The organism is Psychrobacter sp. H27 (genome assembly GCF_059072655.1).
On record NZ_JCACRX010000001.1, the window covers coordinates 181,378 to 205,908 of the forward strand.

Genomic DNA, 24,531 nt, shown 5'->3' on the forward strand with positions numbered 1-24,531 from the left:
TGATATGTAAAGACAGTCAAAGCACCTAATAGTTAAAACATTTAATGATTGAAGCACCTAATAATTGAGGCGCCTAGCAATTAGAGTATATAAAAGACAGTAAGATTAAGCAGTATTGACACCTAAACAATAGCAATACCTAACAGTGATAAAATCTAAAAAGGATGGGCGGTAATGAGCGAGCAGTCACCAGATCAAAATATGGACAATCTAAATCAAACCACCGCAGGCGCTAGCGATACCGCAACTGAAAAAGAGTTTTTAGACAATATTCGTCAAAATATTGACGCAGTCGACTGCGAGATCCAAACACTCATCAATAACCGCGCCAAGCTGGCTCAGCAAGTCGCTACAGTAAAGAAAAACCATATTGCCACTGATGATACCAGTAACCCTATCTTTTATCGTCCTGAGCGCGAAGCACAAGTACTAAAAGCAGTAATGGAGCGTAATACCGGTCCTATCGCTGACGAAAAAATGGCGCGTTTGTTCCGTGAAATCATGTCAGTATGCTTGGATTTAGAAGCGCCGCAGCGTATTGCTTTCTTGGGACCAGTCGGTACCTTTACGCATGCCGCCGCGCTCAAGCATTTTGGTAAGGCCGCAGATACCGTGCCTATGACGACGATTACGGATGTGTTCCGTGAAGTTGAAGCGGGTACCGCGATGTATGGCGTGGTCCCTGTCGAAAACTCTTCAGAAGGGGTGGTCAATCATACCTTAGATGGATTCTTATCTTCTACCCTAAAGATCATTGGTGAAGTTGAGCTACCGATTCATCAAAACTTCTTAGTTGCTGAACACACCAAAATTGATGGCTTGAGCCGCATTTACTCACATCAGCAATCGCTTGCTCAGTGTCGCCATTGGCTAGATGTGAACTTTCCCAATGTTGAGCGCGTTGCCGTATCGAGCAATGGTGAAGCCGCCCGCCGTCTAAAAAACGAGTGGCATTCAGCAGCGATTGCAGGTGATGTGGCAGCGGCAGAGTATGACCTGCACAAGCTTTACTCAAACATCGAAGACAACCCAAGCAATACCACGCGCTTCCTAATCATCGGTCATGAAGCCATCGCGCCATCTGGGCAGGACAAAACCTCTATCGTGGTGTCAGCGCATGATAAAGCTGGTGCGCTCATCGAGATATTAAAGCCTTTGTCCTATCACGGCGTATCGATGACCAGTATCGAGACCCGTCCTGAGCGTCCTAACAAATGGGCGTATGTGTTCTTTATTGATATGAATGGTCATATCAATGATCCAAATGTCAGTGCAGCTATTAATGATATTCGCCCATTGGTGAAAGATTTGCGCATATTAGGCTCGTATCCAAAAGCCGTCCTATAAAATACTTAGGCAGCACTTATTGGTATAAATATACAATAAGTGGGTATTGTATTTTAAAGGCAGCATTTAGAGACAACATCTAGGAATGAACCATGCAAGATTCTCAATCGACATCGTCAGATTTACTACCACTTGTGCCTGCTTACGACAGTATTCTGGCACTGACACCTTATCAAATAGGTAAGCCGATTGAGGAGTTGACCCGCGAGTATGGTGTCTCAGATGTGGTCAAGCTGGCTAGCAATGAGAATCCAATGGGGTGCTCACCGCGTGTGACCCTAGCAGTGACCGAGCAATTGGGTCAACTGGCACGATACCCTGATGGCAATGGCTATTACCTAAAGCAAGCTTTGGCTGACTTTAATGATGTCAGTGCTGATCAGATTACGCTTGGTAATGGTTCTGACGATTTACTTGATATCTTGGCGCGTAGTTTTGTTGGCACTGATGACGCTATCGTCTATAGCCAGTATGCTTTTGTGGTGTATTCGATGTTAGCGAAGATGCAAGGCGCTATGGATATTGAAGTGCCTGCCCAGCGTTTTGGTCACAATCTAAAAGCCATGAGCCAAGCGGTTCAGGATAATCCTAATACCAAAATTGTTTTTATTGCCAACCCTAATAATCCAACGGGTACTCAGCTAGAGCAAAAAGCACTACGTCAATTTGTTGCCAGTGTGCCACCCTCAGTACTGATCGTATTGGATGAAGCCTATATCGAATATAGCCCTGAAAGTAATAACCGCGCACTATTAGATGAGTTTGATAATGTGGTTATCGTCCGTACGTTTTCTAAAGCTTATGGACTAGCAGGGTTGCGCGTGGGTTATGCCCTAAGCTCAGTCGCTGTTGCGCACTTATTAAACCGTATTCGTCAACCGTTCAATGTCAGCCGTATAGGTCTAGCAGCAGCAGCAGCGGCACTTGCTGATCAAGACTTTATCGAAGAGACTCGTGTGATGAACGACGAGCAAATGCGCTGGTTAGAAAAGCAGTTTGATGCGTTAGGTCTGGGTTTTGTGAAGTCGCATGCCAATTTTATTATGGTTGAGGTAAAAGTTGAGATGGAAGATATAACTGCTGATTCCATTCATCAAGCACTACTTGAGCAAGGTGTCATCGTCCGTCCACTGGCAGCTTATGATTTACCTAACTGGTTACGCATTACGGTAGGTTTGGCTGAAGACAATCTGCGTTTGATAGATACGCTGCGCTCTATATTGACCGAAGATTAAGCTGCCTGATAGAGGGTTTTAACCAAATAATATGATAATGAATCATTAAATTTTATAACGTTAGGGTATGCTTTATCTAAGTTTATCTTAGCGTGTTCAATGAGAAAAGCCGTGAGTCATCAGAAAAAAAACAACATTCGACCATCTTTGAATATACCCCAACCTATGTTTAAACAAGTTTGTGTGATCGGTCTTGGGCTGATTGGTGCCAGCTTTGCGCAGGCCATCAAAGACAATGGTCTCAGTGAGCGTCTGGTAGCAGTGGACAGACATGCACCAAGTATTGCTGAGGCTATTGAGCACGGCTTACTAGATGCTGGTAGCGCCACCCTTCTAGATGTTGCTCGCGGCAGTGATTTGATTATAATTGCTGTGCCAGTACAGGCAGTACAAGCAGTGTTTGTCGATATCAAGCAAGCAATGGATGATGGACAGCTTGCTACCGATTGCATCATTACGGATGTTTGTAGTACCAAGGTCAATATCATTGATGCTGCAAAAGTCGTGTTTGGTTCGTTGCCAGTAGGGCTTGTGCCTGCGCATCCGATTGCTGGGGCTGAAAATTCAGGGTATCATGCCAGACGCGCCAACTTGTTTGTCAACCATAGCGTCATTGTCTGCGAACTACCGACTACCAACACAAGGTCAATCGCAAGGTTGCGTCTATTGTGGGAAGCCGTAGGTGCCAATGTGATGTCCATGCCAGCCGATCATCATGATCGTATACTGGCACATACCAGTCACTTACCGCATTTGCTTGCCTTTAACTTGGTTGAGCAGTTGGCGAGCCATGATGATAATTTAGATATGTTTCGATATGCCGCTGGCGGGTTTCGCGATTTTAGCCGTATTGCCGCCAGCGACCCTAAAATGTGGCATGATATATTTTTTGCCAATCAAAGCGCCATTGTGAGTGCTCTTGATGAGTATGGTGTCTATCTGCAAACCATGCGTCAGCTCATCATTGATCAAGATTCAACCGCCCTGATGGGACTTTTAGGCCGTGCGCAAGCCGCACGGCGACATTTTGGCCATATGTTAGCCAGCACCCCTTATACGGATACTTCTGCCATGTCAGCTTCTTATAATATTACCCCTAGCAACACTGTCTCTGGCACCATTGCGATCCCTGGTGATAAATCCATCTCGCATCGCAGCATTATGCTTGGCAGTCTTGCCACAGGCATAACCAATGTGACCGGATTTTTGGAAGGAGAGGATGCCCTTGCAACGCTGCAAGCATTCCGTGATATGGGCGTCACTATCGAAGGTCCTGACAATGGAAACTTGATCATCCATGGTGTCGGTATGAATGGCCTAAAGCCAAGCAAGACCCCACTATATATGGGCAACTCAGGCACCAGTATGCGTCTGCTATCTGGTATTTTAGCGGCGCAATCGTTTGATAGTGTGTTGACGGGTGATACCAGTCTAAATAAACGCCCGATGGAGCGTGTGGCGGCACCGCTACGGTCAATGGGGGCAGTGATTCAGAGTACGGGTCACAGTGGCACCGCGCCGCTCAGTGTCACTGGTCGTGACACGGTCGGTAAGCCATTGCAAGGTGCTGAGTATGATATGCCAGTTGCGTCAGCGCAGGTCAAGTCTTGCTTGCTCCTAGCAGGACTGTGGGCAGAGGGTACGACAACCGTCACACAGCCTGAGGTCAGCCGCGACCATACCGAGCGTATGTTATCGGCTTTTGGTTATCCTGTGACTGTAGAAGGCAATCGTATCAGCGTCACTGGCGGCGGTGAGTTAACAGGTGGTGATATTGCGGTTCCTGCTGATATATCATCTGCTGCATTTTTTATGGTGGCTGCTGCTATCAGTCAAAATAGCGAACTGACACTGACACAAGTCGGTATCAATCCGACACGTACGGGTGTCATTGATATTCTAAAATTAATGAATGCAGATATTAGCCTAAGCAATGAGACCCACGTTGGCGGTGAGCCAGTGGCTGATATTACCATTCGCAGCTCAAACTTGGTCGGTATTGAGATACCAGAGCATCTGGTACCACTAGCGATTGATGAGTTCCCTGTGCTGTTTGTCGCGGCTAGCTGTGCGCAAGGGCGTACCGTATTGACTGGGGCTAAAGAGCTACGCGTCAAAGAGTCAGACCGTATTGCCGTAATGGCAGAAGGGCTACACACACTTGGTATCGATTGTACCGTGACTGATGATGGGCTGATTATCGAAGGCAAAGGCACTGCTACTGAGAACGGCGATATAAATAACAGCCAGCCTGTTTTTGGTGGTGGTCACATTGTCTCGCATCATGATCATCGTATTGCGATGAGTTTCTCTGTTGCCAGTTTACGTGCATCCAAGCAAATTACCATTGAAGGGGTTGAGACAGTTAATACCAGCTTCCCAGGTTTTGCGACGCTTGCCAACCAAATCGGTATGTCTATTGACGTTGATCAAGTGGATACTGGTGCCCAATAGATTATCAAATGCCAGTTAGTGTCATCTTCTTGATTGACAACACAGCGCATCAATAAAAATTTAATATTACATCGTTAGCAATGTACTCATGTCACTACTGACATGAGTACATTGCTTTTTACCTTATAATCTCACTGTAGTAACCCTGCGCTTTCACCATGGTATCGATAATAGCAATCGAAACTAGGTGAGGGCGCGCTTTGCTCTAAAAAGTTGTCCTATATTATGACTACCCAAAATGTCATCAAAAAACCTGTTGCTCCCATTACTACCACCAGACGCGGTATCGTCACAGCGCTTATGGCGTTTTTTATCTGGGGCGGATTTCCGTTATACTTCAAAAAACTGTCTGACTATGATGCGACTGAGATCATTGGGCATCGTATCGTCTGGACATTTTGTTGCCTACTAATTGTGTTAGTGGCTACCAAACGCTGGGGATGGATAGAGACACTCAAACAAAACCCAAGATGGATTGCGCTATCACTAGTATCTGGTCTGATTATCGCCACTAATTGGCTCACCTATGTGTGGGCGGTCAATCATGACCGTATCCTTGAGGCTAGTTTGGGATATTTTATTGGACCGTTGGTAGGCGTCGCCTTATCAATGGTATTATTCAAAGAGCGCTTGCGCCCTTTGCAGTGGGTTGCTATTGGGTTTGCATTATTTTCTGTCGTCATTCAAGTGGTGATGATTGGTAGCCTGCCATGGATATCATTGATTTTGGCGTTTAGCTTTAGCACTTATGGTACCATCCAGCGACAAACGCCATTAACTGCTGTGGATGCTATGTTTGTTGAGACGGCGATGTTGGTACCGTTATGCCTGTGGTGGTTTTGGCAGTCTGATGTGGTTAGTCACCAGCTAAGCTTTTGGTTTAGCGCAAATATTTGGCTGCTTATGATTGCAGGTCCGATCACCCTGATACCGCTGCTATTGTTTAATAAGTCTACCAAGCTTGTCGCGTATAGTATCTTAAGCTTTATGAATTATCTGACGCCGACGTTTATCTTCTTCTTAGCGGTATTTTATTATAAAGAACCGTTTGATTTACATCGTTTAGCAGTATTTGGGCTGATTTGGTTAGGTCTGCTATTATTTAGCATCGATCTATGGCGACATCGTCCAAGTAAAGTGTTAAAGGCGGCGCGCTTACGAGAAGAAGCTTTGCAATAGTTTTGGACAAAAGATTCATCACTCAAATAAAAATTCGCAAATAAGGATAGACGTATGTTCCATACCCAGTCTGATGTCGTATTTATAAAGGGTTTAAAAGTTGAAGCCGTGATTGGCGTTTTCGACTGGGAGCGAGCCATTACTCAGCCTTTGCTCATTGATATCGCACTTGAGACTGATATTAGCGCTGCTGCACTGTCAGATGATGTGAGCGATGCGCTAAGCTATAAAGAAGTTTGCGATGATGTGAGCGAGTGGTGCAAAGAGATACAAGCAAAGCTGCTTGAGCATTTGGCGGGACAGATCTCTGATAAGCTATTTGCAAAATATGACTGTCAAAAAATCACGTTAAGTATTGCCAAGCCGACTGCTATCACTCAAGCCGACGCGGTCGGGGTGCAAATAACACGCTATGCACCACCGTCAATCAACGAGCCAGCTACTACAGACGCTGATGACAGCCAAGCCGATGATGCATAAAACGTCGATGGAGTTGAATGTGGCAACGCTAACACAATGCGCACCTGAAACTCTGCAAGCGCAGTCTGTGGTAGAGGTGGTGTTAGCGCTGGGTAGCAACTATCAAGCCGAGAAGTATCTACCGCTTGCTCGAGAGAGTTTGGCAGCGCTGGGTGAGGTAAAGCTATCTACTGCTTTTCAAAACCCTGATTTTACCGCGACTATCGAGCTACCAAAACCTGACTATACCAATCAATGTGTCCATCTAACATTGACCACACCGATAAGCCTGCAACAACTACAGCAAACTTTTAAAACGCTTGAAGGCGATTGTAATAGATGCCGACAGACTAAACCGAATCAAGTGCGCCGGGTGACAATGGATATTGATATTCTGATGATTAAATTGGCTAATATAAAAAATAGCCTAAGCAGAAAATTAGCATCCAAACCAATGCCTAGTTGGATAGTAATGGCAGATCGTTATCCGTTTAAAGCGCATGAGGAAGCAGGGGTTGAAGAATTGATTTTAACCAAGCTCTAATTTTTCTAATGAGTAGCCATATCTTAACTGCTATTATATCTTTTCACCTAAAACTATCGCTATTCAGCATTCACTCTGCCTCAGCCCATCATTTTCCTAGACAAAAATCTAATAAAAACTATGCGATTATATAGGCAATTGTTAGTATAAGTGACGATGTAATCTTCAAGACACTACTACCTATGCAAAAACCAATGAACTTTTCGAAGAAAAAGATAGTCACGAGTTTATTAGTAATAATAATCTCTACTTTATCTGCCTGCGATAACACGCCTTCCGAGCACCTTAAAACCCTTACCGAAGATAAATACCCTGTGGTAAAGAACGTTGGTCTATTACATTTAAATATAGCTAGTTTTAAACTAACCCCAGTTATTGATGAAACCTAAAAATTATAAGAAGAGAAGGATGAAAAGTTATAGTAAAAAAATCCGCGGTATCTATCTCGGACATCAAAAACTTATCATCATAACTTTATTATGCGGATACTTTATTTTTGAGGTCTGGGGTGTGCGCTATATCGCTGAAAGAAAAGCAGAAAAACCAAATAATATAAAGGAAGGGTGTTTGTATCTACGAAGTAGTTATACCGACACAAGTAAAATGAAGATATTAAGATTGACCATAGATGGTCATAAAGTTGAGAGTCATAGAACGTTTTCAGGAAATATGCCTTATGGATATAAGTGGAATGGTCAACAGAGGGACGAGTTTTATCAATATCTTGAATACAATAAAGAGAAGTGCCACCCCATTCAGTATGTCGATATCAATTTATTAATTACTAAAAAGATTTTTATTTACGATTACTTGGGCGATTTCAAACCTACTACTAATACTAAAAAGTACTAAATACATGTCGCAGACGGTTAAAATGAAATAATTGATAGCTTTAGTGAAGTAAACAGTGCGGAAAGGCTGCTAAATAATTTTTTCTAATTTTAACAATATGATAAATCAAAGCTCACAAGAAGCGGTGAGGTCAGGATATATTTATTTAGTAAAAACTATTAAATATCTGGTATAGCGCAGGCACAGAGATATAGCACAATCTAATTTTGATTATATCGTTGTTGTATACATTGAGTAATATTGGATATACAGGACGAACAAAGGTCTTCTAAGTTATCAACTCATCAGAGAACTTCTTAGCTTGTGCAGCTTACTCTGAGATGAAAGTCAGCGATTCGAAAGATTGGAATTTGCTAGGAAGTCAAGCAAGTCAATCTACCATGTATGCGGATATGGTAGATTTTATCTAAGACCGCCTTGAATTTATTGTGTCTTTTCTACAATTCGTATAAGCATTTGTTATCAGTTTATACGGTAACAGTACTGCCTACTTCTAACGATTGTCTTAGCGATTTTTTTCATCATTGATATCTTCTACATCAGCACGACCAATCACATCTAAATCCTCTAGACACAGTTTGTCATACTCTTTTTTACAAAAATTGGGATCGATATCGCACATCGCTGACTGTAGTTGATCGAGGCGATTTTCTGACTGTTGGATATGTTCAAGCATTTTAGCAAAAGCTTCCGCAACAGGGTCTTGTGAATAGGGGTCAATACCGTAAGCACGGAAGGTATTAGTGCGTTTGGCAGTAGGGGTAGTATCTTTAGTTTGATCGTTGCTGTCACCTGCTTTCGCAACTTTTTCTTGCTGCTTGGCATCTTGTACCTTAGTCGTAAGCGGATTGCCTTTTTCATCGTGGTAATCTGAGATCATACGAGCCGCACTGCCGACCATCGTTGCACCTGCTGGCACCGGTTTGACTACGACTGCATTTGAGCCAATTTTGGCATTTTTACCGACCGTAAATGGTCCCAAAACTTTTGCACCAGCACCAACGGTCACGCCATCTTCTAGCGTTGGATGTCGCTTGCCATTATTCCAAGATACTCCGCCTAGAGTGACACCGTGGTATAAGGTCACATCGTTCCCAATCTCAGCGGTCTCACCGATAACGACACCGACACCGTGATCGATAAAAAAGCGCTTACCAATCTTGGCGGCAGGGTGAATCTCGATACCGGTAATAATACGTGAGCCATAAGAGATAACACGAGCCGCCAGTTTCTGTTCATGATTCCACAGACAGTGCGCACCGCGATGCAATATCAGCGCATGAATACCAGGGTAGGTCAAAACAACCTCCAAGCTATTACGTGCTGCAGGATCACGGGTAAATACTGCTTCAACATCTTCTTTTAGATCTTTTTTGATGCTGGCAAGTGTTTTGAACAATTTGGCTGGCACTGACATAAAGCGTCCTATCTATTTGTCTATAGAGCACCGTTGCTAACATAGCAGGGTCTCTCATCTGTGGTCATGATATTCGGATAACAATGGAAACGTATAGCCGCTAGTCTCTCTCAAGTTATAACAGCTTTATGCCCTAAAATATAGTAAGGCGCTATCAAATAAACTGAGGTAATGAGCAATAACTTACCTTAGTCTTTTGAGAGTTTCGCAATCAAAGCACTTAATAGTTGATACTCTTTTTGATCAAGCTGCAAACGCGAGCCAAGTCGAGACAGGCGCGATGGCAATGATTTTAGATGTTCGCTATTTGCCAGACCACGATTGATCATAAGATCCGTAGTACGCTGAGTGAGCTGTTGTAGCTGCTGCTGAGTGATAGCAGGCTCGTCCCATTGCTGACGTAAATGCACATTAAGTGTCGGCTGAGTAGTATCATCTGACTCTGTATCTAAATCATCTGCTGTCTGAACGTGTGTCTGAGCATAAGCAAAAATAAAGCTAGCGATAACTTGCACTGCGGAGGCGACATTTAGTACTGGATAGGCAGGATTGGCATCGATTTGGATGTGGTAGTCTGCATAAGCCAATTCTTCATTAGTCAATCCGCGGTCTTCACGTCCAAATAGTATAGCGATATTTGGTTTACTAGAAGGTGCAGCAGATACAGTATCACTATTGCTATCATCTGTACTTAAAGCTGCCTGTGCATCAATAAAGTCAAACATGATCTTGGCGGCCTGCGTGGGTGTCACGACAGGGCGAGGCAGATGACGACTGCGACTGCTAGCAGCAAATACCAACTGACAATCCGAGATAGCAGTCTCTAGGGTAGGCGCGATCGTAGCAGAGGACAACAGATCGCTACCACCTGCTGCGTGCGAGACACTGGTGTCATCAATCGGTAGTTTGGGATCGACAACTGTCAAGCGAGACAAGCCCATTGTATGCATTGCACGGGCCGCCGAGCCAATATTAGCAGGCAAGGTCGTATTGACCATAACGACTTGCAAACAGTCAAGATAATCATTCACTGTATGAGTTTGTTCAGCAGGTAATAAAGCGTCATTACTCATTATTACCCCAATCTTTGATTGATTTCTTGTTCGGCGCGTTGTAATGCGACAGCGATGTCTTCAATCAGATCTGCGTGCTCACTGATATGGCGCTCACGGCAGTGTTCTTGTAGCTCGCTGCTCAGGCGGACTAATTGAGTGGTACCTAAGTTTGCACTCGCACCTTTTAAGGCATGAGCTGCCTCAAAACCAGTAGCATTATCATTCTCTTGCTGGGCAGTGCGTAATGTCTCAATTCTTTGACGACTGTCCACAAAATATACGTGGATTAAATCGACAAAATCTTCTTCTAGTAAGTCACGCATGTCTTCAAACTGTTCATGATTGACAATCTCTTCATCAGTCTGACCAGTTGTATTATTATTTGTCATGTCAGTCATGGCTTTTATCCAATTATTAAAAGTTAAAGCTATAAGATTACTATAGTAAATTTTTGAGGGTATTGTACATTTTAGCTGTAATGAAAGTGTAAATTATCTTCACTAACTAACGTCTTCAGTTGTTGCAAGTTGTCATCATTTGGGTAGACGCGCCAGTGCTCGGACAGTCCTACATTGGCAATACCATATACGTCATAGATGCTTAGTCCAAGTGGTAGGCAGTTGTCATTGATAGAGGCATCCGTATTACTTAATGCATTGTTTGCATAACTTTGGAGCAGGCCGTTTTGGTTCATTGCATCATGGTTCATATCGTTCTCTAGTGCCAACAGATCATTGCCATTTTCATCATATAAGCTGCCGCCCATGGCAGGATCGTAGGCGTTACTGCCAGCACCGCCTTGTTCGTCTTGTTCTTGATTATAAGTTAATCGCGGTTCAGGTATGATGTCAGCTTGGGCTGACTTGAGTAATGGCTGCAAGCGCGTGAGCAGGTCAATGTCACTGCCATGAACTTTGATACTGATTTTTTTGAGCCAACGCAAGCGGGCATCGACCATACTCATGGCACTATCAAGGCGCGCAAACAAGCGCCCGTCACGCTCGCGGATGCTGCCTTTGATGATGACGACTTCATCGATTTTCAATTGTTCTTTGACACGGTTGAATCGCTCAGCGTAGCAACTGACTTCTAGCCTTGATGTGCCATCATCTAACGTAATCACGTTGCGATTACCGAAGTTTGCGATATCTATAATGAGTCCTGAAAAATAGCAGCTGCCGTTGTAGCCAGTATCTGCCAGTTTATTGAGGCGAGCGCCTGAGGTATAGCGTTTTAACTCATCCAAGTATTCATTAATTGGATGACCGGTTAAGTATAGCCCCAGCGTATTTTTTTCCGCTTTTAGGCGATGTTTGTCACCCCAAATCAGCTCTGGCGTCATCACGAGCGGCGGCGCGGCAACAACCCCATCCATCTCACCAAACAAGTCCATCATGCCAAGCTCATTGTTTTGACGGTCTTGTTCAGCCGCTTGTACTGCGCTTGGTAGCTGGCTCATCAATGCACCGCGAATCTCGAAAGCTTCGTCGGCTGGTAAGTCGGGTCGTAGCGTCGCTGCAAAGTCATCAAAACAGCCTGCGCTGACCAATGCTTCGAGCGTACGCTTATTGACCTTTTTGATGTCCACACGGCGGCAAAAATCATATAAGTCTTTAAAAGGTCCATCCGTGCGACGAGCATTAACGATGGACTCGACAGCCCCTTCACCCACGCCTTTAATCGCTCCAAGACCATAAATAATATTGGTTGGGGTGTCTGCGACGAAGTGCCATTCACTGCGATTGACCGATGGATTGACCACCGTCAACTCAAAATTTTCGCGGCAATCATTGATAAAGAACACCACGTTGTCGGTGTTGTTCATATCTGACGTTAATACCGCTGCCATAAATTCGGCAGGGTAGTACTGTTTTAGATAAGCCGTTTGGTAGGCGAGCACCCCGTAAGCGGCAGAATGTGAGCGGTTAAAGCCATAACCTGCGAATTTTTCCATCAGATCAAACACGCCGCCTGAGGTGACCTCGTCGATACCTTGCGAAGTTGCCCCAGTCACAAAGATATCGCGCTGCTTTGCCATCTCTTCAGGTTTTTTCTTACCCATCGCACGGCGCAGCATATCAGCACCGCCCAAACTATAGCCTGCCATCACCTGTGAGATCTGCATCACCTGTTCTTGATAGACAATAACGCCGTTGGTGTTTTCTAAAATTGGCTCGAGATTCGGGTGATCATAAATGACTTCCTCACGGCCGTGCTTACGGTCGATATACATCTCTACCATGCCTGCATCAAGTGGACCAGGACGATAGAGCGCACACATGGCGATCACATCTTCGATGTTGGTCGGCTGCAGTTTGGCCAGATACTTTTTCATGCCCATACTTTCTAGCTGAAAGACGGCTGTTGTTTTGGCATCTTGCAGTAATTTGTAGGCTTTGACATCGTCTAATGGCAAGTCTTCTAAAACTAAGGCGGGCACGTTTTCTTTGACACGGCGCAAGTTGATGTTCTCAACCGCTGCGTTGATGACGGTTAAGTTACGTAGACCCAAAAAGTCAAATTTTACCAGACCGACGGCTTCGACATCGTCTTTGTCGAACTGACTGACGCGGTGCCCATCATCATCACAATAAATGGCGCTAAAATCCGTGATCTTATGCGGTGCAATCAGTACACCACCAGCATGTTTGCCGACATTTCGACAGACACCTTCAAGCTTAATTGCCATCTCCCAGATCTCAATGGCATCTTCATAATCCATATTATCAGGGTTAGAGATTAAGTCTTTAAGCTGCGGCTCTTGTTCAAGCGCTTGGCTGAGGGTGATGCCGGGTGTTTTGGGAATCAGTTTGGATATTTTATTGGCCAAAAAGTACGATTTGCTTTGTACACGTGCCACATCGCGCACCACCGCTTTTGCAGCCATGGTACCAAAGGTAATAATTTGTGAGACCGCATCACGACCATAGGTCTGCGCCACGTAATCAATCACGCGATCGCGACCCTCGATACAAAAGTCGATATCGAAATCGGGCATGGATACCCGCTCAGGGTTCAAGAAGCGCTCGAACAATAGATCGTAATGAATGGGGTCGAGATCGGTAATATTGAGCGCGTAGGCGACCAGAGACCCTGCACCAGAACCACGTCCAGGTCCAACAGGCACGCCATTGGCTTTTGCCCAGCGGATAAAGTCCATTACGATAAGGAAGTAACCGGGAAAGCCCATCGATAGAATAATATCCAGCTCATATACTAGGCGCTCGTCGTATCTTTGACGAAAGTCGCTCCAATTGTCTGTACGTGCCTCGACTGGAAAGAGCTTATCTAAGCGCCGCTCAAGACCGCGCTGGGACTCTGCACGGAAAAACGACTCAATCGTCTCGCCTTCAGGGACAGGAAAGTCGGGCAATACATTAATGCCTAGCGTCAAGGTTACATTGCAGCGAGTGGCCAAACTTAAAGTGTTATCAACCACTTGCGGAATATCAGCAAACAGCTGCGCCATTTGGTCTTGGGTTTTTAGATACTGCTCATCTGAATAGGTCTGCGGGCGGCTGGGGTCTGCTAAGACATAAGAACCTGCAATACACACGCGTGCTTCATGTGCATCAAAATCCTCTTGCGCTAAGAAACGTACATCGTTATGAGCAATGATAGGAATGTTGTGCTTGGCACCTGAGTGAATGGCCGCCCTAATAAAAGCATCTTCGCCTGAGCGGTTGGTACGCTTGATGGCAAAGTATAAACGATCGTCAAATTTTGCTTGCCATTCAGTGAGCAGCTCATCGGCTTTTTCTGGCATCGAGCCAACTAGTGCTTGGCCTACGTCTGATTTTTCGGTCAGTAGTACAATGACACCTGCCGCATGCTCCAGAATATGACTACGCTTAATCACAGGTGTGCCATGATTGACAGGATCAGCGCGACCTTCGGTAAACCCAAGCGACACGATACGGGTAATGTTTTGATAGCCCTCATTGTTCATCGCAAGTAGGGTCAGGCGTGTGTCTTCATTGTCCATGATGACGTCACTACCGATAATGGGCTTGATACCCGCGCCTAGGCAGGCACGATAAAACTTCACTGTGGCGTACAGGTTAGACAAATCAGTCAGTGCTAGCGCGCGCTGATTGTCGGCTGCGGCCGCTTTTACGAGCGGTTTGATACGCACGATAGAATCGGTGATGGAGTATTCGCTGTGGATGCCAAGGTGTACAAATGCCATAGAAGACTCTTACTAGTACGATCAAGAACAAGCTTTAACTATAAATAAATGATTATTATCAATCGGTTATAGCGATGTCGAAAAGTAATTAAGACTTCGACAGCCATCTTGATACGTTTTAAATGGGGTCGTTAATAATATCATTATTTGCGGCAGACAGCCACTGATTGCAAGGGTTTAATCTGAGTGAAATAAGTCACTATACGACTTCCAATAGGCCAAATGGCATATTAAAAAGCCCTCTATACATAATGTATAGAGGGCTATGTTATTGATAATTAAAAACAGTTTGATCTAGTATCCAACCACCGCTGCATCAACTATACGGGGATCAGAAGAGCCATAAACGCCGTTTGGTGTGAGCATAATCGACTGCGTGGAGCCCATGGCTGATTTTGGACTGACCGTGTGACCCATAGATTCCAATTTTTTGATCGTATCGATATTCAGTGCCTTTTCGACTCGAATCTCGTCAGGCAACCACTGGTCATGAATGCGCGGCGCGTGCGTTGCTTCCGCGATATTCATGTCGTGGTCGATGACGTTGGAGATGATTTGGGTGACCGTGGTAATGATACGACTGCCACCTGGACTGCCCGTGACGATATAAGGTTTACTGTCCTTAAACACCAGCGTCGGACTCATCGAGGAGAGCGGACGTTTATTGGCTTCAACGGCATTTGCTTCGCCGCCTAGCAGTCCGTAACCATTGGGTACCCCCGGCTTTGCAGAAAAATCATCCATTTCATTGTTTAACAAAATACCTGTGCCGTCAGCCACGAGACCAGTGCCATAAGAGAAGTTCAACGTATAGGTGTTGGCGATGGCATTGCCGTCTTTATCAACGATAGAGAAATGCGTGGTTTGATCGCTCTCATAAGGTAGCGGGTTGTTGGCTTTGATGGTCGATGCTGGCGTGGCTTTGTTCAGGTCGATTAACGTGCGCAGTTTATCCGCATAGGCTTGTGACGTTAGGCCGCTAGCAGGGACATCGATAAAGTCAGAATCCCCTAGGTACTCAGCACGATCCGCATACGCCAGTTGCATGGCCTCGCTCATCAAATGAATAGTCTGTGCGCTGTTTTGACCGTAGTCCTTGAGGGGATAACCTTCTAAAATATTTAATATCTCAATAATGTGAATACCGCCAGAGGAGGGCGGTGGCATTGATACAATCTCATAATCACGGTAGTTGCCTCTGACAGGTTCGCGGGCGATGGCATCGTAATCGGCTAAGTCCTGCATGCTCATAGTACCGCCTGCTTCATTGACCGCGTTGACAATTTTACGTGCGGTTTCACCTTTATAAAATCCGTCTACTCCCTGTGCCGAAATCCGTTTTAATGATTGCGCAAGCTCAGGCTGCTTTAACCGCTCGCCTGGCTGATAAGCGCTGCCATCTGCTTTGAAAAACACTTTTTTGGTGCTTGGCCATTTTTGCAAGCGATCACTCAAAGCAGTGAGCGACTCGGACAAGCCTGCGGTGACTGTTATACCATCTTCTGCCAAGGCAATCGCTGGTGCCATAACTTGCTCGCGGCTCATCGTACCATGCTCTTCTAGTGCTTTTAACAGCCCCGCTACTGTCCCTGGCACGCCAACGGCTAAGCCATGATAACGAGATAAGTCACTAACTGCGTTGCCCTCATCGTCGAGATACATATCACGAGAGGCGCTACTTGGGGCTTTTTCACGGTAATCAAGGGCGACTGTTTTGCCTTGTTTGGCATCATAAATCATCATAAAACCGCCACCGCCAAGATTGCCTGCGCGCGGTAAGGTCACTGCTAAGGCAAAGCCAACCGCGACCCCAGCATCGACGGCATTGCCACCGTCTTTTAAAATCTGCAAACCAATATCAGAGGCAAGTGCTTCTTGGGTGGCAACCATGCCGTTTTTTACCCATAGCGGATGGTGAATCGCATCTTCAGAGTAGATGGCCTGATCACTATTGGCATTATTGGACGTGGTTTTGAGAGTGCTGGTTTTGGCTCGTGTGATGCGTTTGGTTTCAGATAGGACGGTTGGATTGTCCGCCATAATGGCTAAATTTATTGCACTGGTATTGATAGAGGTATTATTGACCGTCGCGCTATTTGCCGGAACGGTTGGCTCAAGTGCATGGGCTGAAACAGACAGTAGCAAGGCGCTTGTGATTAGCAATATATTAGTTTTTAGCTGGTTTCTAGTTTTTGAATGAATCTGCTGAACAGTCTGATCAGCATGAAAAGGGAGTCGTGACATCGCAAAGTCCTTTTTGGGCGAGTAAAGATAAACCATTAGAGAGATGTCTGAATGATAGCGAAAATAACGAATAGTAGAAAGTTGTTTATTAGCTTCTACAATGAGGTGTTGATACAAGATGAGCAACTCTGTCAGTAATTTCAGTTGTTTTCATTCAAGCACGACCTAGCATAATTGCCTCGTTGTATAGAGGAGATTACTTCTCATTGAAGTTTTCCTTTAAAAAATATACGCTACGCTTACTAAACTGTAACGTCTTGTGATATAAATAACAGTACTACTGTACACTCATTATTGATGAGTCTATCTATAAAAAGAGACTGCTATGCCATTACGTCATTTGAACACCTGCAATCAACAGCGTTTTACTGAGGCTGCACCTACCTGTTTTTCTAATACTAAGCGCCATAATGATCGTTTATATCAAACCTGCAAACTGACTTCTATCGCACTGTTAGTGAGTAGTGCATCGCTTGTGCTCGCAGGTTGTCAATCTGCATCTCTTATATCATCGAATACAGGGTCGACCAGCACACTGATAGACTTTAGCAGTGCAGATACCGCGCAGAGTCAACGCCAAGGACGCGCCTTTACAGCCAGTCAAGACGCTCAGGCCGAGCATTACGCGCAATTGTTTGATCAAGAAAAATACCCTAGTACTGAGAACCAAGCCAAGACGCATTTACTAGCTGCGATTCGTCAGCACTTAGCGACAGAGCATGTGGCCGTCGCCCAAGCGAACTATCAGTCAGTACCGTTCATCGATGCAGACAGTATCGATGCAGGATCAACCAGCTTGCTCAGAACGATCATAGAAACCTATGCCTATCAGCCTGAAGGGATGGCCGATGAATATCAGCCTTATAGCGATGATTATGACGATTCATTGCAGTCTGACTATTACAAAGACAAATACGGTGAGAGTGATCCTGCCGAGGTAGAAAGAAAAGCCATTGCCGCGATATTGGCCGAAGCCGGTGAAAATGAACCAGTAGGTGATCCCAACGCTGACAATAAGTATGGCTATGATAAAGACGGTTATGGCAGCGATGACTACTATAGCAGTGACAACTATGAGGACTATGACTACTATGGCAGTGGCGCAGGAGGTGCGCTCTCAGGTATGTCAAGGTTAAACCCAAAGACAATGGCTGCAAAATATGAAGCCATGCAATTGGCAAAACAGCAGGCTAAGACAGAGGCATCAGCTGATGATAAGCCCTCGATGTCTTCTACTGGGTTGATTGGTAATATACTGACCATGTTCCACCGTACGCCAGAACAAATCGCCGCAACTAACGCCTATCAGTATCAGAACTTGACGTTCAATAGCGTCAGCCAATACAACCCCAAGCAGCGAAAATTACAAAGTGTCTATAGCTACGATTACGCCACACCAACGATCAGCTCATCTATACAGGTTCCTCTCGCATTTGATTTTAATAACAGCAAGGTCACAGTCGACCCATCGGCCATTATGCCACTTGTCGCCATAGTCAATCCTGAAAACACCCCTTTACCTGAACAAATGGCTGCACATACGGTAAGTTTTGGTTTACCTGAAAGTATTACCGCTCAGCTGCCACCAGCAGTACTGTATGACGCCGTGCTCAACGCTATACAACAAAGCATGGCAGAATTGGCACCTGAGCATTTTAGCGCGGTAGATATTGATGGTGATGCATTTGCCAAAGAAGTCGGCGCGACCCGCGTAGTAAAAGTCTATTTTGGTAGTCAGCAAAGCGGTGAGATGATTGGTAAAGTGCTAAAGTATGTGACGCAGTCGCTACAAGCGCATGTCGATGCCAATCCAAAACAATACCCTGATGGCGCTATGCTAAAGACTGCACTTGCCAAAGCGCAGCTGTACAACAAAGGCTATCAAAGTGCTGATGTGGGCTCACTGTTGCAGCTCATCGAAGCTATTGGCCCCATCTCATTTAATCAAATCAATTACTACTACTTAGACAGCTCAGATCGCCTACTTGCCAAGCAGCAGCGTGTCAATATTGGTAGCGATTTTATGGGCTCTACGACGACTATGCTCAGTCAAATACGTTATGACAAAACCAGCTTTAATCGTCATGCATTAACGCCATTATTAGTGGAATCGTTTGGTCCAAAAGCAGCCGCTCCTATCGATGGTAATGCATGGATAGCCGCACAGCGTGAGAAAAAAGACAGACTACAGCTGGCACGCTATGCCCGTTATGACTATCAGAATGGTGAGCTAGAGAATTATTATAATAGTGATGACTATAACAGTGGTGACTATGAGCGTAACTATGGCGAAGAGGCCATCGAGCAGAGCCGTACTGACAACGGCGAAGATGATACAGATAATAAATAACGACTCAGCTGCATTATCTCACTGCATTTACGCTCATATCTATTAGGAATAAATAATGAAAACAATATATAAAACCATCACTCTACGTTTGCCATCTATGATGAAAGCCAATCATTTATTGACCAGTGCCTGTCTATCAGGGGCACTACTACTAACAGGTTGCCAAGCAACTAATATCAGTCAACCAAATACGGCAGCTAAGCCATTACCTAGTACTGCAAAAAAGACATTGGCAAATGCGTTGCAAAAACAGCGCCGTCAATCATTTAGCTACCATAGCAACCTTGAAATAAGTAATGGAATCAGCAATAACCGACCGTTGACTGCTACAGAGCGCCGACACATGGCTGAAGCAGACTATGTGGATCAACACTGTGAGGAGGCGCATGACCAAACGTATGCAGCGCTAATACTGCAGGCAGAAAAACAAAACAAAGAAGTTCTAGCGACTGATTACGATGCTGAGCGTGATAAAATCAAGCAGTCGTACGTCGAATGCGTAAAGGCTTACAATGCTTGGAACGATCATCATTATGATAGCACTATCAAGGTTGCACCAGAGTATCAGGCGCTATTCGATGATTATGAGGACAAACCAAAACCACTAGATAACAAAAAAGCGCAATTGCTTGATGAGTATTTGCTACAACCATTATCTATCGATGCGCAAGGAATCTACCAACCACTCGCGGGTAAGACGACAATGCTCGCCAGCGCCCAGTATCAGGCGCGCAACCACCATAGTAGTATCAATCAGCCTATTTACGTTGATTTAAAAAACGGTGATATTTATCTATGGGCAGATAACCTTGCGCTGATCAACTCTGAGCTGTTAGACGATAAGCTTGGAGAAAAATGGCGTAACAAATGGCTAAAAATAGCCATCGATGATGGTACATTGCCCAAAGGGTTTGGTCGTGCGGTAATAAAAAGCCACTTTGCCGCGTTAGATATGACTTATGATGCAGCCCCAGTTGGTCAGTTTGATTATGTCGCGCCCAACACACTTACGTCGGTATCCCCGAAGCTACCTGCCCATCAGCTATCAGCAATGTTGCCAAGCGAATCCATTATTCGCCGAGTACAGAGTTTTGATGATTATCGTGACGATTATAAGAGTTATATGCAGATTTTCTATGATCGTATCAGCAAGCAATATCCAGAACTCATTGAAGAAGCGGCGCCTATGACAGCCTTTGAGACGATTCAAAACCCACAGGCATTCACTAGCAAAGCGATGGTACAAAAAATACTAGCGATGATAAAAGAACAAATGAACGATGACGTATCAGAGGCGCAAGCAGCTGCCCACACAGAGGTACAAGAGCTATATGGTTTTGATAAAAAGGGTCAGCTCAAATGGCAGCATGTCCATCGCAAGCTTGATATCGACAACGCCTCTGATAAAAGCAATCATATGATGATAGACGTGTTGCAGCAGTACGCTGCTATCAATACCAAAAATATGGCGTTCCCAAATCTACCACGTGATGTTCAGTCGCCGAATACAAGCAATAGTATCGATCTTAGAGAATACGCGCCAGAGTTACTGCAATATTACCGTGATGGTAATGGCACGGTAGTGGGTAAGATGATATTTAACATGCTACCGATGGCCAAAGAGCGTCTTAGTTCGATTGATTAATGCGTAAGACCAGTCGTTGATGAGCAGAAAGATTTTCAATAAAAAAGCGCACCGTTTGTACGATGCGCTTTTTTGTTCATATAGTGATGGGTACTATGTCGATAAGCAATACAAAGACAAATTAGTACCGATCAGTACAGGGGTAACCGCTTACATACCTGGACGTTGCTCATCATGACCTTTACGGTCTTTTGAGTGCTTGCGTCCTTTTTCTTGTCTTTCTGATTTCATTTGTTCCATTTTTGCACGCTGTTCAGCCGTTAGGACTTGAGAGATAGCATGCTGAGTTTGTACACGCTCGATAAAACGTTGTTTGGTTTTGGCAGCTTGTTGATCAGCCAAGCGGTTTAGCGCAGCGTTATTTAGCGTACTTGCGTTGGTCAAAGCTTGTATTTGCTGATCCATCTGCGCGCGCTCTGCTTGATGCTGTGCACGATCAGCAGTACGATCGCCACGCTTTTCTTGCATGATGGCTTTGATTTGGGCTTGCTGTGTGACCGTTAGATCCAGCTTTGACATTGGACCTTTCATAGCGCCATTTTTATGTTTCTGTTGCATTTGAGTCGCGGGTGTTGTATCGGTGGTTGCATTAACACTAGTACAGGCGGTCACGGTAAACACGCTAGAAGCTGCTAATACTGAACCTAATAATAATTTTTTCATGATGAGATCCTTTATGAAGTTGAGTGTGGTTTAGTAGACACTAAAATCTTATCTTGCGAGCATCCTTTTCCAGACTGCGGCACTCGCTGCTGATAGGAGCTATATTACGACAGTTGAAGGTTACGAACATTTATGAAGTATTAAGAAAGGTAACGTTTATAGCGAACTGATACGCGCATGCCTGATAATATGGGTAACCGGACCAATGAAAGCCAATTGAAATCATCAAAAGTAAAAGGAGAGGCGTATGCCAAATATACTGATAGGTGATGATGACGAAGAGTTAACTCAGTTATTACAAGAGTATTTGTACAATCATGGCATCCATTGTGACTGTGTTCACGATGGCGCTGCGGTTATACAGCGATTAAAAGCGGTGGCGCACGACGATGCTGCCTACGATTTACTCGTGCTCGATATCATGATGCCCAAAATAGATGGGCTGAGCGTATTGCGTCAACTGCCAAGTATCAGTGATATTCCTGTGATTATGCTGACGGCAAAGGGGGAGGAGATCGATCGTATTATTGGCTTGGAGTTAGGCGCTGATGATTATATCACCAAGCCCTGTAACCCGCGCGAACTGCTGGCACGTATCAATGCGGTGATCAAACGAACCAATACCACCACATCTGAGCATACACCGCTACCAGAGAGTCGCTTATATCTCGACCAAAACCAGCGTGTCTGCGAGATAGACGGCGTGGCGTTACAAGTGACTGGAACGGAGTTTGACTTGCTTGTGGCACTACTTAAGCAAAAAGGAGAAGTGGTAAGTAAGGCATGGTTATCAGAGAATGTCTTGCAACGTGAGTTGCAGCCTTTTGACCGTAGCCTCGATGTGCATGTGTCTCGTTTGCGCAAAAAATTACAGCCTTTTCATGACGAACCAATTAAAGCGGTGCGTGGAAAAGGCTATCAACTGGTGCTCTAATGACAAACTCATCAATAAAAGCGCCCCAGCAGGACACTAACAAAAACGCTCAAAAGTCACCCAAGCTAAAGGTGCGTGTGACGCTGTTTTGGCGTTTGTTTTTGAGCTTATTGCTGACGATCCTGATTACCTCTATTTTATCCATTGTGGTCGAGCGCTGGTTGGCCGAAAAGGAGCTGACTGCTCGGATGGATGTCCAAATTGAGAGCCTATTAATTAAACGTCAAGAGATGGCTGCAGCACTACGAGTAGGCGATTTGACCACGGTCACGCAGATGTATCGTCAGGACAGACGGCTGATGAATCAAATCAGAGTCTACGACGAGCAGGGCGCTATTATATTCCCGCGATATCGAGACCGAGAGGATCGAACACAAGAGCGGCTACAGAACGGTCAGCAGTCAGTTGAGCGTGCTATACCACCGATGCCGCAGCCCAGAATGGACAACAACGATAGACCAAGAAATTATAATGACGAGGTACCAAAAAAACCGCCAACGGTCTTGCATGAGATTTTGAAGCCATTAACCTCGAGTAGTGCTGCAATTGCAGAGATAGATGCTCGTCCTGAGCTGGCCGATATCTCGGTTGAGCTACCCGATGGACAGTCAGTTATCATACAGCTGCGCCCGCACTTGCGTTTCTCAGATGTCGTTGCGTTGCAACACGGCAATTTTCCTATACGTCTGCTCTTGATTATCGTTTTTAGTGTGTTGATCTGTGTATGGCTTAGCCGTACATTGATCCAGCGTATCGGGCGTGTACAAAGCACGGTTCACCGTATGATTGATGGGGATTATCAAGCCAATCCAGCATTGTCAAAAATGGGTGATGATGAGCTTGGGTTACTGGCCAAAGACGTGGCGCATTTGTCGACGAGACTGGCTGAGAGTGAGCTAGCGCGCAAACAAATGCTAAGCGACATCTCTCATGAGCTACGCTCACCACTTGCACGACTTGATGTGGCAACTGAGCTGACTCGCGACTTTGCCCCTAATGCCAATCGCTATCTTGACCGTATTGACAAAGAGTCCACGCGGATGAATGAGCTGATTGAGCAAATCATTCATATTCAATCACTACAAATGCAGCAATATACGATCGACAATCTAGAAAGTGACGCCGTCGATTTGACTGAAATCATCAGTGATATCGGACAAGATGTGTGTTTTGAGTTTCAGCATAAAGAGGTTTACTGGCAGTGGCAGCCACCTGAAGGTTTGATGTCTACGGGTACAAAAAACGCAAAAGATGCTTGGACAATACAGGGCAATCAGGAGCAATTGCATAGCGCGCTCGAAAACATCATCCGCAATGCTTTTATGCATACTGCTGCAGGTTCGACAGTCATTGCTGAGATGAAAGCAGTTCAGACAGATGATGGTCGATCTGCCATTCAAATCAGCGTAAAAGATGAAGGCGGCGGTATAGCGGATAAAGACCTAGAACGTATCTTTCAGCCATTTGTGCGGTTAGACTCTGCGCGTCATCGTGATACTGGGGGGTATGGGTTGGGATTGGCTATCGTTCACGCTGTTGTGATGGCGCACAAAGGCTCTATCACGGCCTACAACCGACAGGATGGTATCAAAGGATTGATAGTACAAATCGTTTTGCCTATGAAAGAGAAAATAAAGTATTAAAAAGCAGCTTAAATGAATCGTTTTCGCTCATGCATATATGTAGTGTACATAAGTCCATAACCTGTATGAGATTATGGACTTATGTTTATAAAGAAGCATCGTCTTGACAAATACACTCAATAATAAAAGTCTGTTATATTCACTAATATGAATATAAAAGACAAACGGTATTAAATAACGGACGAACGGTATTGTCTCTCTCTATATATTCGGTAATACTAATATATAAGAGAGTGATACATAACTTACAAAACGAAACGTCTTACTTCTTAAACCTTAATATCAGTAATACTTAAAAAGGCTTTACTACCGCACACATAA

17 protein-coding genes are annotated in these 24,531 nt (G+C 44.8%); 11 read left to right on the top strand and 6 right to left on the bottom strand.

Annotation, left to right across the window (positions count from 1 at the left end; all coding sequences use genetic code 11):
• Positions 1-174: 174 nt before the first annotated feature.
• The 7 genes from pheA (at position 175) to AC5JPY_RS00770 (ending at position 8,070) form a co-directional block, all read left to right on the top strand.
• Positions 175-1,347: a prephenate dehydratase gene (gene pheA, locus AC5JPY_RS00740; RefSeq protein ID WP_319050389.1), complete on the top strand. Its 1,173-nt coding sequence runs from the start codon at positions 175-177 to the stop codon at positions 1,345-1,347.
• Positions 1,348-1,439: 92 nt separating this feature from the next.
• A complete protein-coding gene (gene hisC / locus AC5JPY_RS00745; protein ID WP_493851753.1) occupies positions 1,440-2,582 on the top strand; it encodes a histidinol-phosphate transaminase in 1,143 nt (380 codons plus the stop codon).
• 165 nt (positions 2,583-2,747) lie between these two features.
• Entirely contained in the window at positions 2,748-5,036 is a 2,289-nt protein-coding gene (locus tag AC5JPY_RS00750) for a bifunctional prephenate dehydrogenase/3-phosphoshikimate 1-carboxyvinyltransferase (protein WP_493852709.1), read from the top strand.
• Positions 5,037-5,261: 225 nt separating this feature from the next.
• Entirely contained in the window at positions 5,262-6,215 is a 954-nt protein-coding gene (rarD, locus tag AC5JPY_RS00755) for an EamA family transporter RarD (protein ID WP_493851754.1), read from the top strand.
• A 54-nt stretch (positions 6,216-6,269) separates the two neighbouring features.
• Positions 6,270-6,695: a dihydroneopterin aldolase gene (folB, locus tag AC5JPY_RS00760; protein WP_493851755.1), complete on the top strand. Its 426-nt coding sequence runs from the start codon at positions 6,270-6,272 to the stop codon at positions 6,693-6,695.
• A gap of 19 nt (positions 6,696-6,714) precedes the next feature.
• Positions 6,715-7,218 carry a 2-amino-4-hydroxy-6-hydroxymethyldihydropteridine diphosphokinase gene (locus AC5JPY_RS00765; RefSeq protein ID WP_493851756.1) on the top strand — a complete coding sequence of 168 codons (504 nt, stop codon included), beginning with the start codon at positions 6,715-6,717 and terminating at the stop codon, positions 7,216-7,218.
• Positions 7,219-7,626: 408 nt separating this feature from the next.
• Entirely contained in the window at positions 7,627-8,070 is a 444-nt protein-coding gene (locus tag AC5JPY_RS00770; RefSeq protein WP_493851757.1) for a hypothetical protein, read from the top strand.
• A 505-nt stretch (positions 8,071-8,575) separates the two neighbouring features.
• Here the strand turns inward: AC5JPY_RS00770 and cysE are convergent.
• From cysE to ggt, 5 genes are all read right to left on the bottom strand, one after another.
• A complete protein-coding gene (gene cysE, locus AC5JPY_RS00775; protein ID WP_493851758.1) occupies positions 8,576-9,487 on the bottom strand; it encodes a serine O-acetyltransferase in 912 nt (303 codons plus the stop codon).
• 188 nt (positions 9,488-9,675) lie between these two features.
• Positions 9,676-10,560, bottom strand: a complete 885-nt coding sequence (locus AC5JPY_RS00780; RefSeq protein ID WP_493851759.1) for an RNA methyltransferase — start codon at positions 10,558-10,560, stop codon at positions 9,676-9,678.
• Positions 10,561-10,562: 2 nt separating this feature from the next.
• Positions 10,563-10,940, bottom strand: coding sequence for an Hpt domain-containing protein (locus AC5JPY_RS00785; RefSeq protein ID WP_493851760.1), 378 nt, complete (start codon positions 10,938-10,940; stop codon positions 10,563-10,565).
• Positions 10,941-11,011: 71 nt separating this feature from the next.
• On the bottom strand, positions 11,012-14,731 hold the full coding sequence (dnaE, locus tag AC5JPY_RS00790; RefSeq protein WP_493851761.1) for a DNA polymerase III subunit alpha: 3,720 nt from the start codon (positions 14,729-14,731) through the stop codon (positions 11,012-11,014).
• A 294-nt stretch (positions 14,732-15,025) separates the two neighbouring features.
• Positions 15,026-16,975 carry a gamma-glutamyltransferase gene (ggt, locus tag AC5JPY_RS00795; RefSeq protein WP_493851762.1) on the bottom strand — a complete coding sequence of 650 codons (1,950 nt, stop codon included), beginning with the start codon at positions 16,973-16,975 and terminating at the stop codon, positions 15,026-15,028.
• A gap of 325 nt (positions 16,976-17,300) precedes the next feature.
• Between ggt and AC5JPY_RS00800 the strand changes: the two genes are divergently transcribed.
• Together AC5JPY_RS00800 and AC5JPY_RS00805 are read left to right on the top strand one after the other, a co-directional pair.
• Complete coding sequence (locus tag AC5JPY_RS00800) at positions 17,301-19,325, top strand: hypothetical protein (RefSeq protein WP_493851763.1); 2,025 nt, start codon at positions 17,301-17,303, stop codon at positions 19,323-19,325.
• Between the two features lie 55 nt (positions 19,326-19,380).
• Positions 19,381-20,970, top strand: a complete 1,590-nt coding sequence (locus tag AC5JPY_RS00805) for a hypothetical protein (protein ID WP_493851764.1) — start codon at positions 19,381-19,383, stop codon at positions 20,968-20,970.
• A 150-nt stretch (positions 20,971-21,120) separates the two neighbouring features.
• Here AC5JPY_RS00805 and AC5JPY_RS00810 read toward each other — a convergent pair whose 3' ends face one another.
• Entirely contained in the window at positions 21,121-21,633 is a 513-nt protein-coding gene (locus AC5JPY_RS00810) for a Spy/CpxP family protein refolding chaperone (RefSeq protein WP_493851765.1), read from the bottom strand.
• Positions 21,634-21,880: 247 nt separating this feature from the next.
• Between AC5JPY_RS00810 and AC5JPY_RS00815 the strand changes: the two genes are divergently transcribed.
• Both AC5JPY_RS00815 and AC5JPY_RS00820 read left to right on the top strand, forming a co-directional pair.
• Positions 21,881-22,567, top strand: a complete 687-nt coding sequence (locus AC5JPY_RS00815) for a response regulator transcription factor (RefSeq protein ID WP_443524028.1) — start codon at positions 21,881-21,883, stop codon at positions 22,565-22,567.
• Positions 22,567-24,210 (top strand): sensor histidine kinase, encoded by a 1,644-nt coding sequence (locus tag AC5JPY_RS00820; RefSeq protein WP_493851766.1) that lies wholly within the window; start codon positions 22,567-22,569, stop codon positions 24,208-24,210. The genes AC5JPY_RS00815 and AC5JPY_RS00820 overlap by 1 nt, the downstream gene beginning before the upstream one ends.
• The last annotated feature ends 321 nt before the right edge of the window (positions 24,211-24,531 follow it).

What these genes read in the sequence shown, in the direction of transcription:
- AC5JPY_RS00800 (WP_493851763.1), top strand. Translation starts at nt 17,301, where the DNA reads ATGCCATTACGTCATTTGAACACCTGCAATCAACAGCGTTTTACTGAG.
- pheA (WP_319050389.1), top strand. Translation starts at nt 175, where the DNA reads ATGAGCGAGCAGTCACCAGATCAAAATATGGACAATCTAAATCAAACC.
- hisC (WP_493851753.1), top strand. Translation starts at nt 1,440, where the DNA reads ATGCAAGATTCTCAATCGACATCGTCAGATTTACTACCACTTGTGCCT.
- ggt (WP_493851762.1), bottom strand. Translation starts at nt 16,975, where the DNA reads ATGTCACGACTCCCTTTTCATGCTGATCAGACTGTTCAGCAGATTCAT.
- dnaE (WP_493851761.1), bottom strand. Translation starts at nt 14,731, where the DNA reads ATGGCATTTGTACACCTTGGCATCCACAGCGAATACTCCATCACCGAT.
- AC5JPY_RS00810 (WP_493851765.1), bottom strand. Translation starts at nt 21,633, where the DNA reads ATGAAAAAATTATTATTAGGTTCAGTATTAGCAGCTTCTAGCGTGTTT.
- AC5JPY_RS00770 (WP_493851757.1), top strand. Translation starts at nt 7,627, where the DNA reads ATGAAAAGTTATAGTAAAAAAATCCGCGGTATCTATCTCGGACATCAA.
- cysE (WP_493851758.1), bottom strand. Translation starts at nt 9,487, where the DNA reads ATGTCAGTGCCAGCCAAATTGTTCAAAACACTTGCCAGCATCAAAAAA.
- AC5JPY_RS00820 (WP_493851766.1), top strand. Translation starts at nt 22,567, where the DNA reads ATGACAAACTCATCAATAAAAGCGCCCCAGCAGGACACTAACAAAAAC.
- AC5JPY_RS00805 (WP_493851764.1), top strand. Translation starts at nt 19,381, where the DNA reads ATGAAAACAATATATAAAACCATCACTCTACGTTTGCCATCTATGATG.
- AC5JPY_RS00780 (WP_493851759.1), bottom strand. Translation starts at nt 10,560, where the DNA reads ATGAGTAATGACGCTTTATTACCTGCTGAACAAACTCATACAGTGAAT.
- AC5JPY_RS00785 (WP_493851760.1), bottom strand. Translation starts at nt 10,940, where the DNA reads ATGACTGACATGACAAATAATAATACAACTGGTCAGACTGATGAAGAG.
- AC5JPY_RS00750 (WP_493852709.1), top strand. Translation starts at nt 2,748, where the DNA reads ATGTTTAAACAAGTTTGTGTGATCGGTCTTGGGCTGATTGGTGCCAGC.
- AC5JPY_RS00815 (WP_443524028.1), top strand. Translation starts at nt 21,881, where the DNA reads ATGCCAAATATACTGATAGGTGATGATGACGAAGAGTTAACTCAGTTA.
- rarD (WP_493851754.1), top strand. Translation starts at nt 5,262, where the DNA reads ATGACTACCCAAAATGTCATCAAAAAACCTGTTGCTCCCATTACTACC.
- folB (WP_493851755.1), top strand. Translation starts at nt 6,270, where the DNA reads ATGTTCCATACCCAGTCTGATGTCGTATTTATAAAGGGTTTAAAAGTT.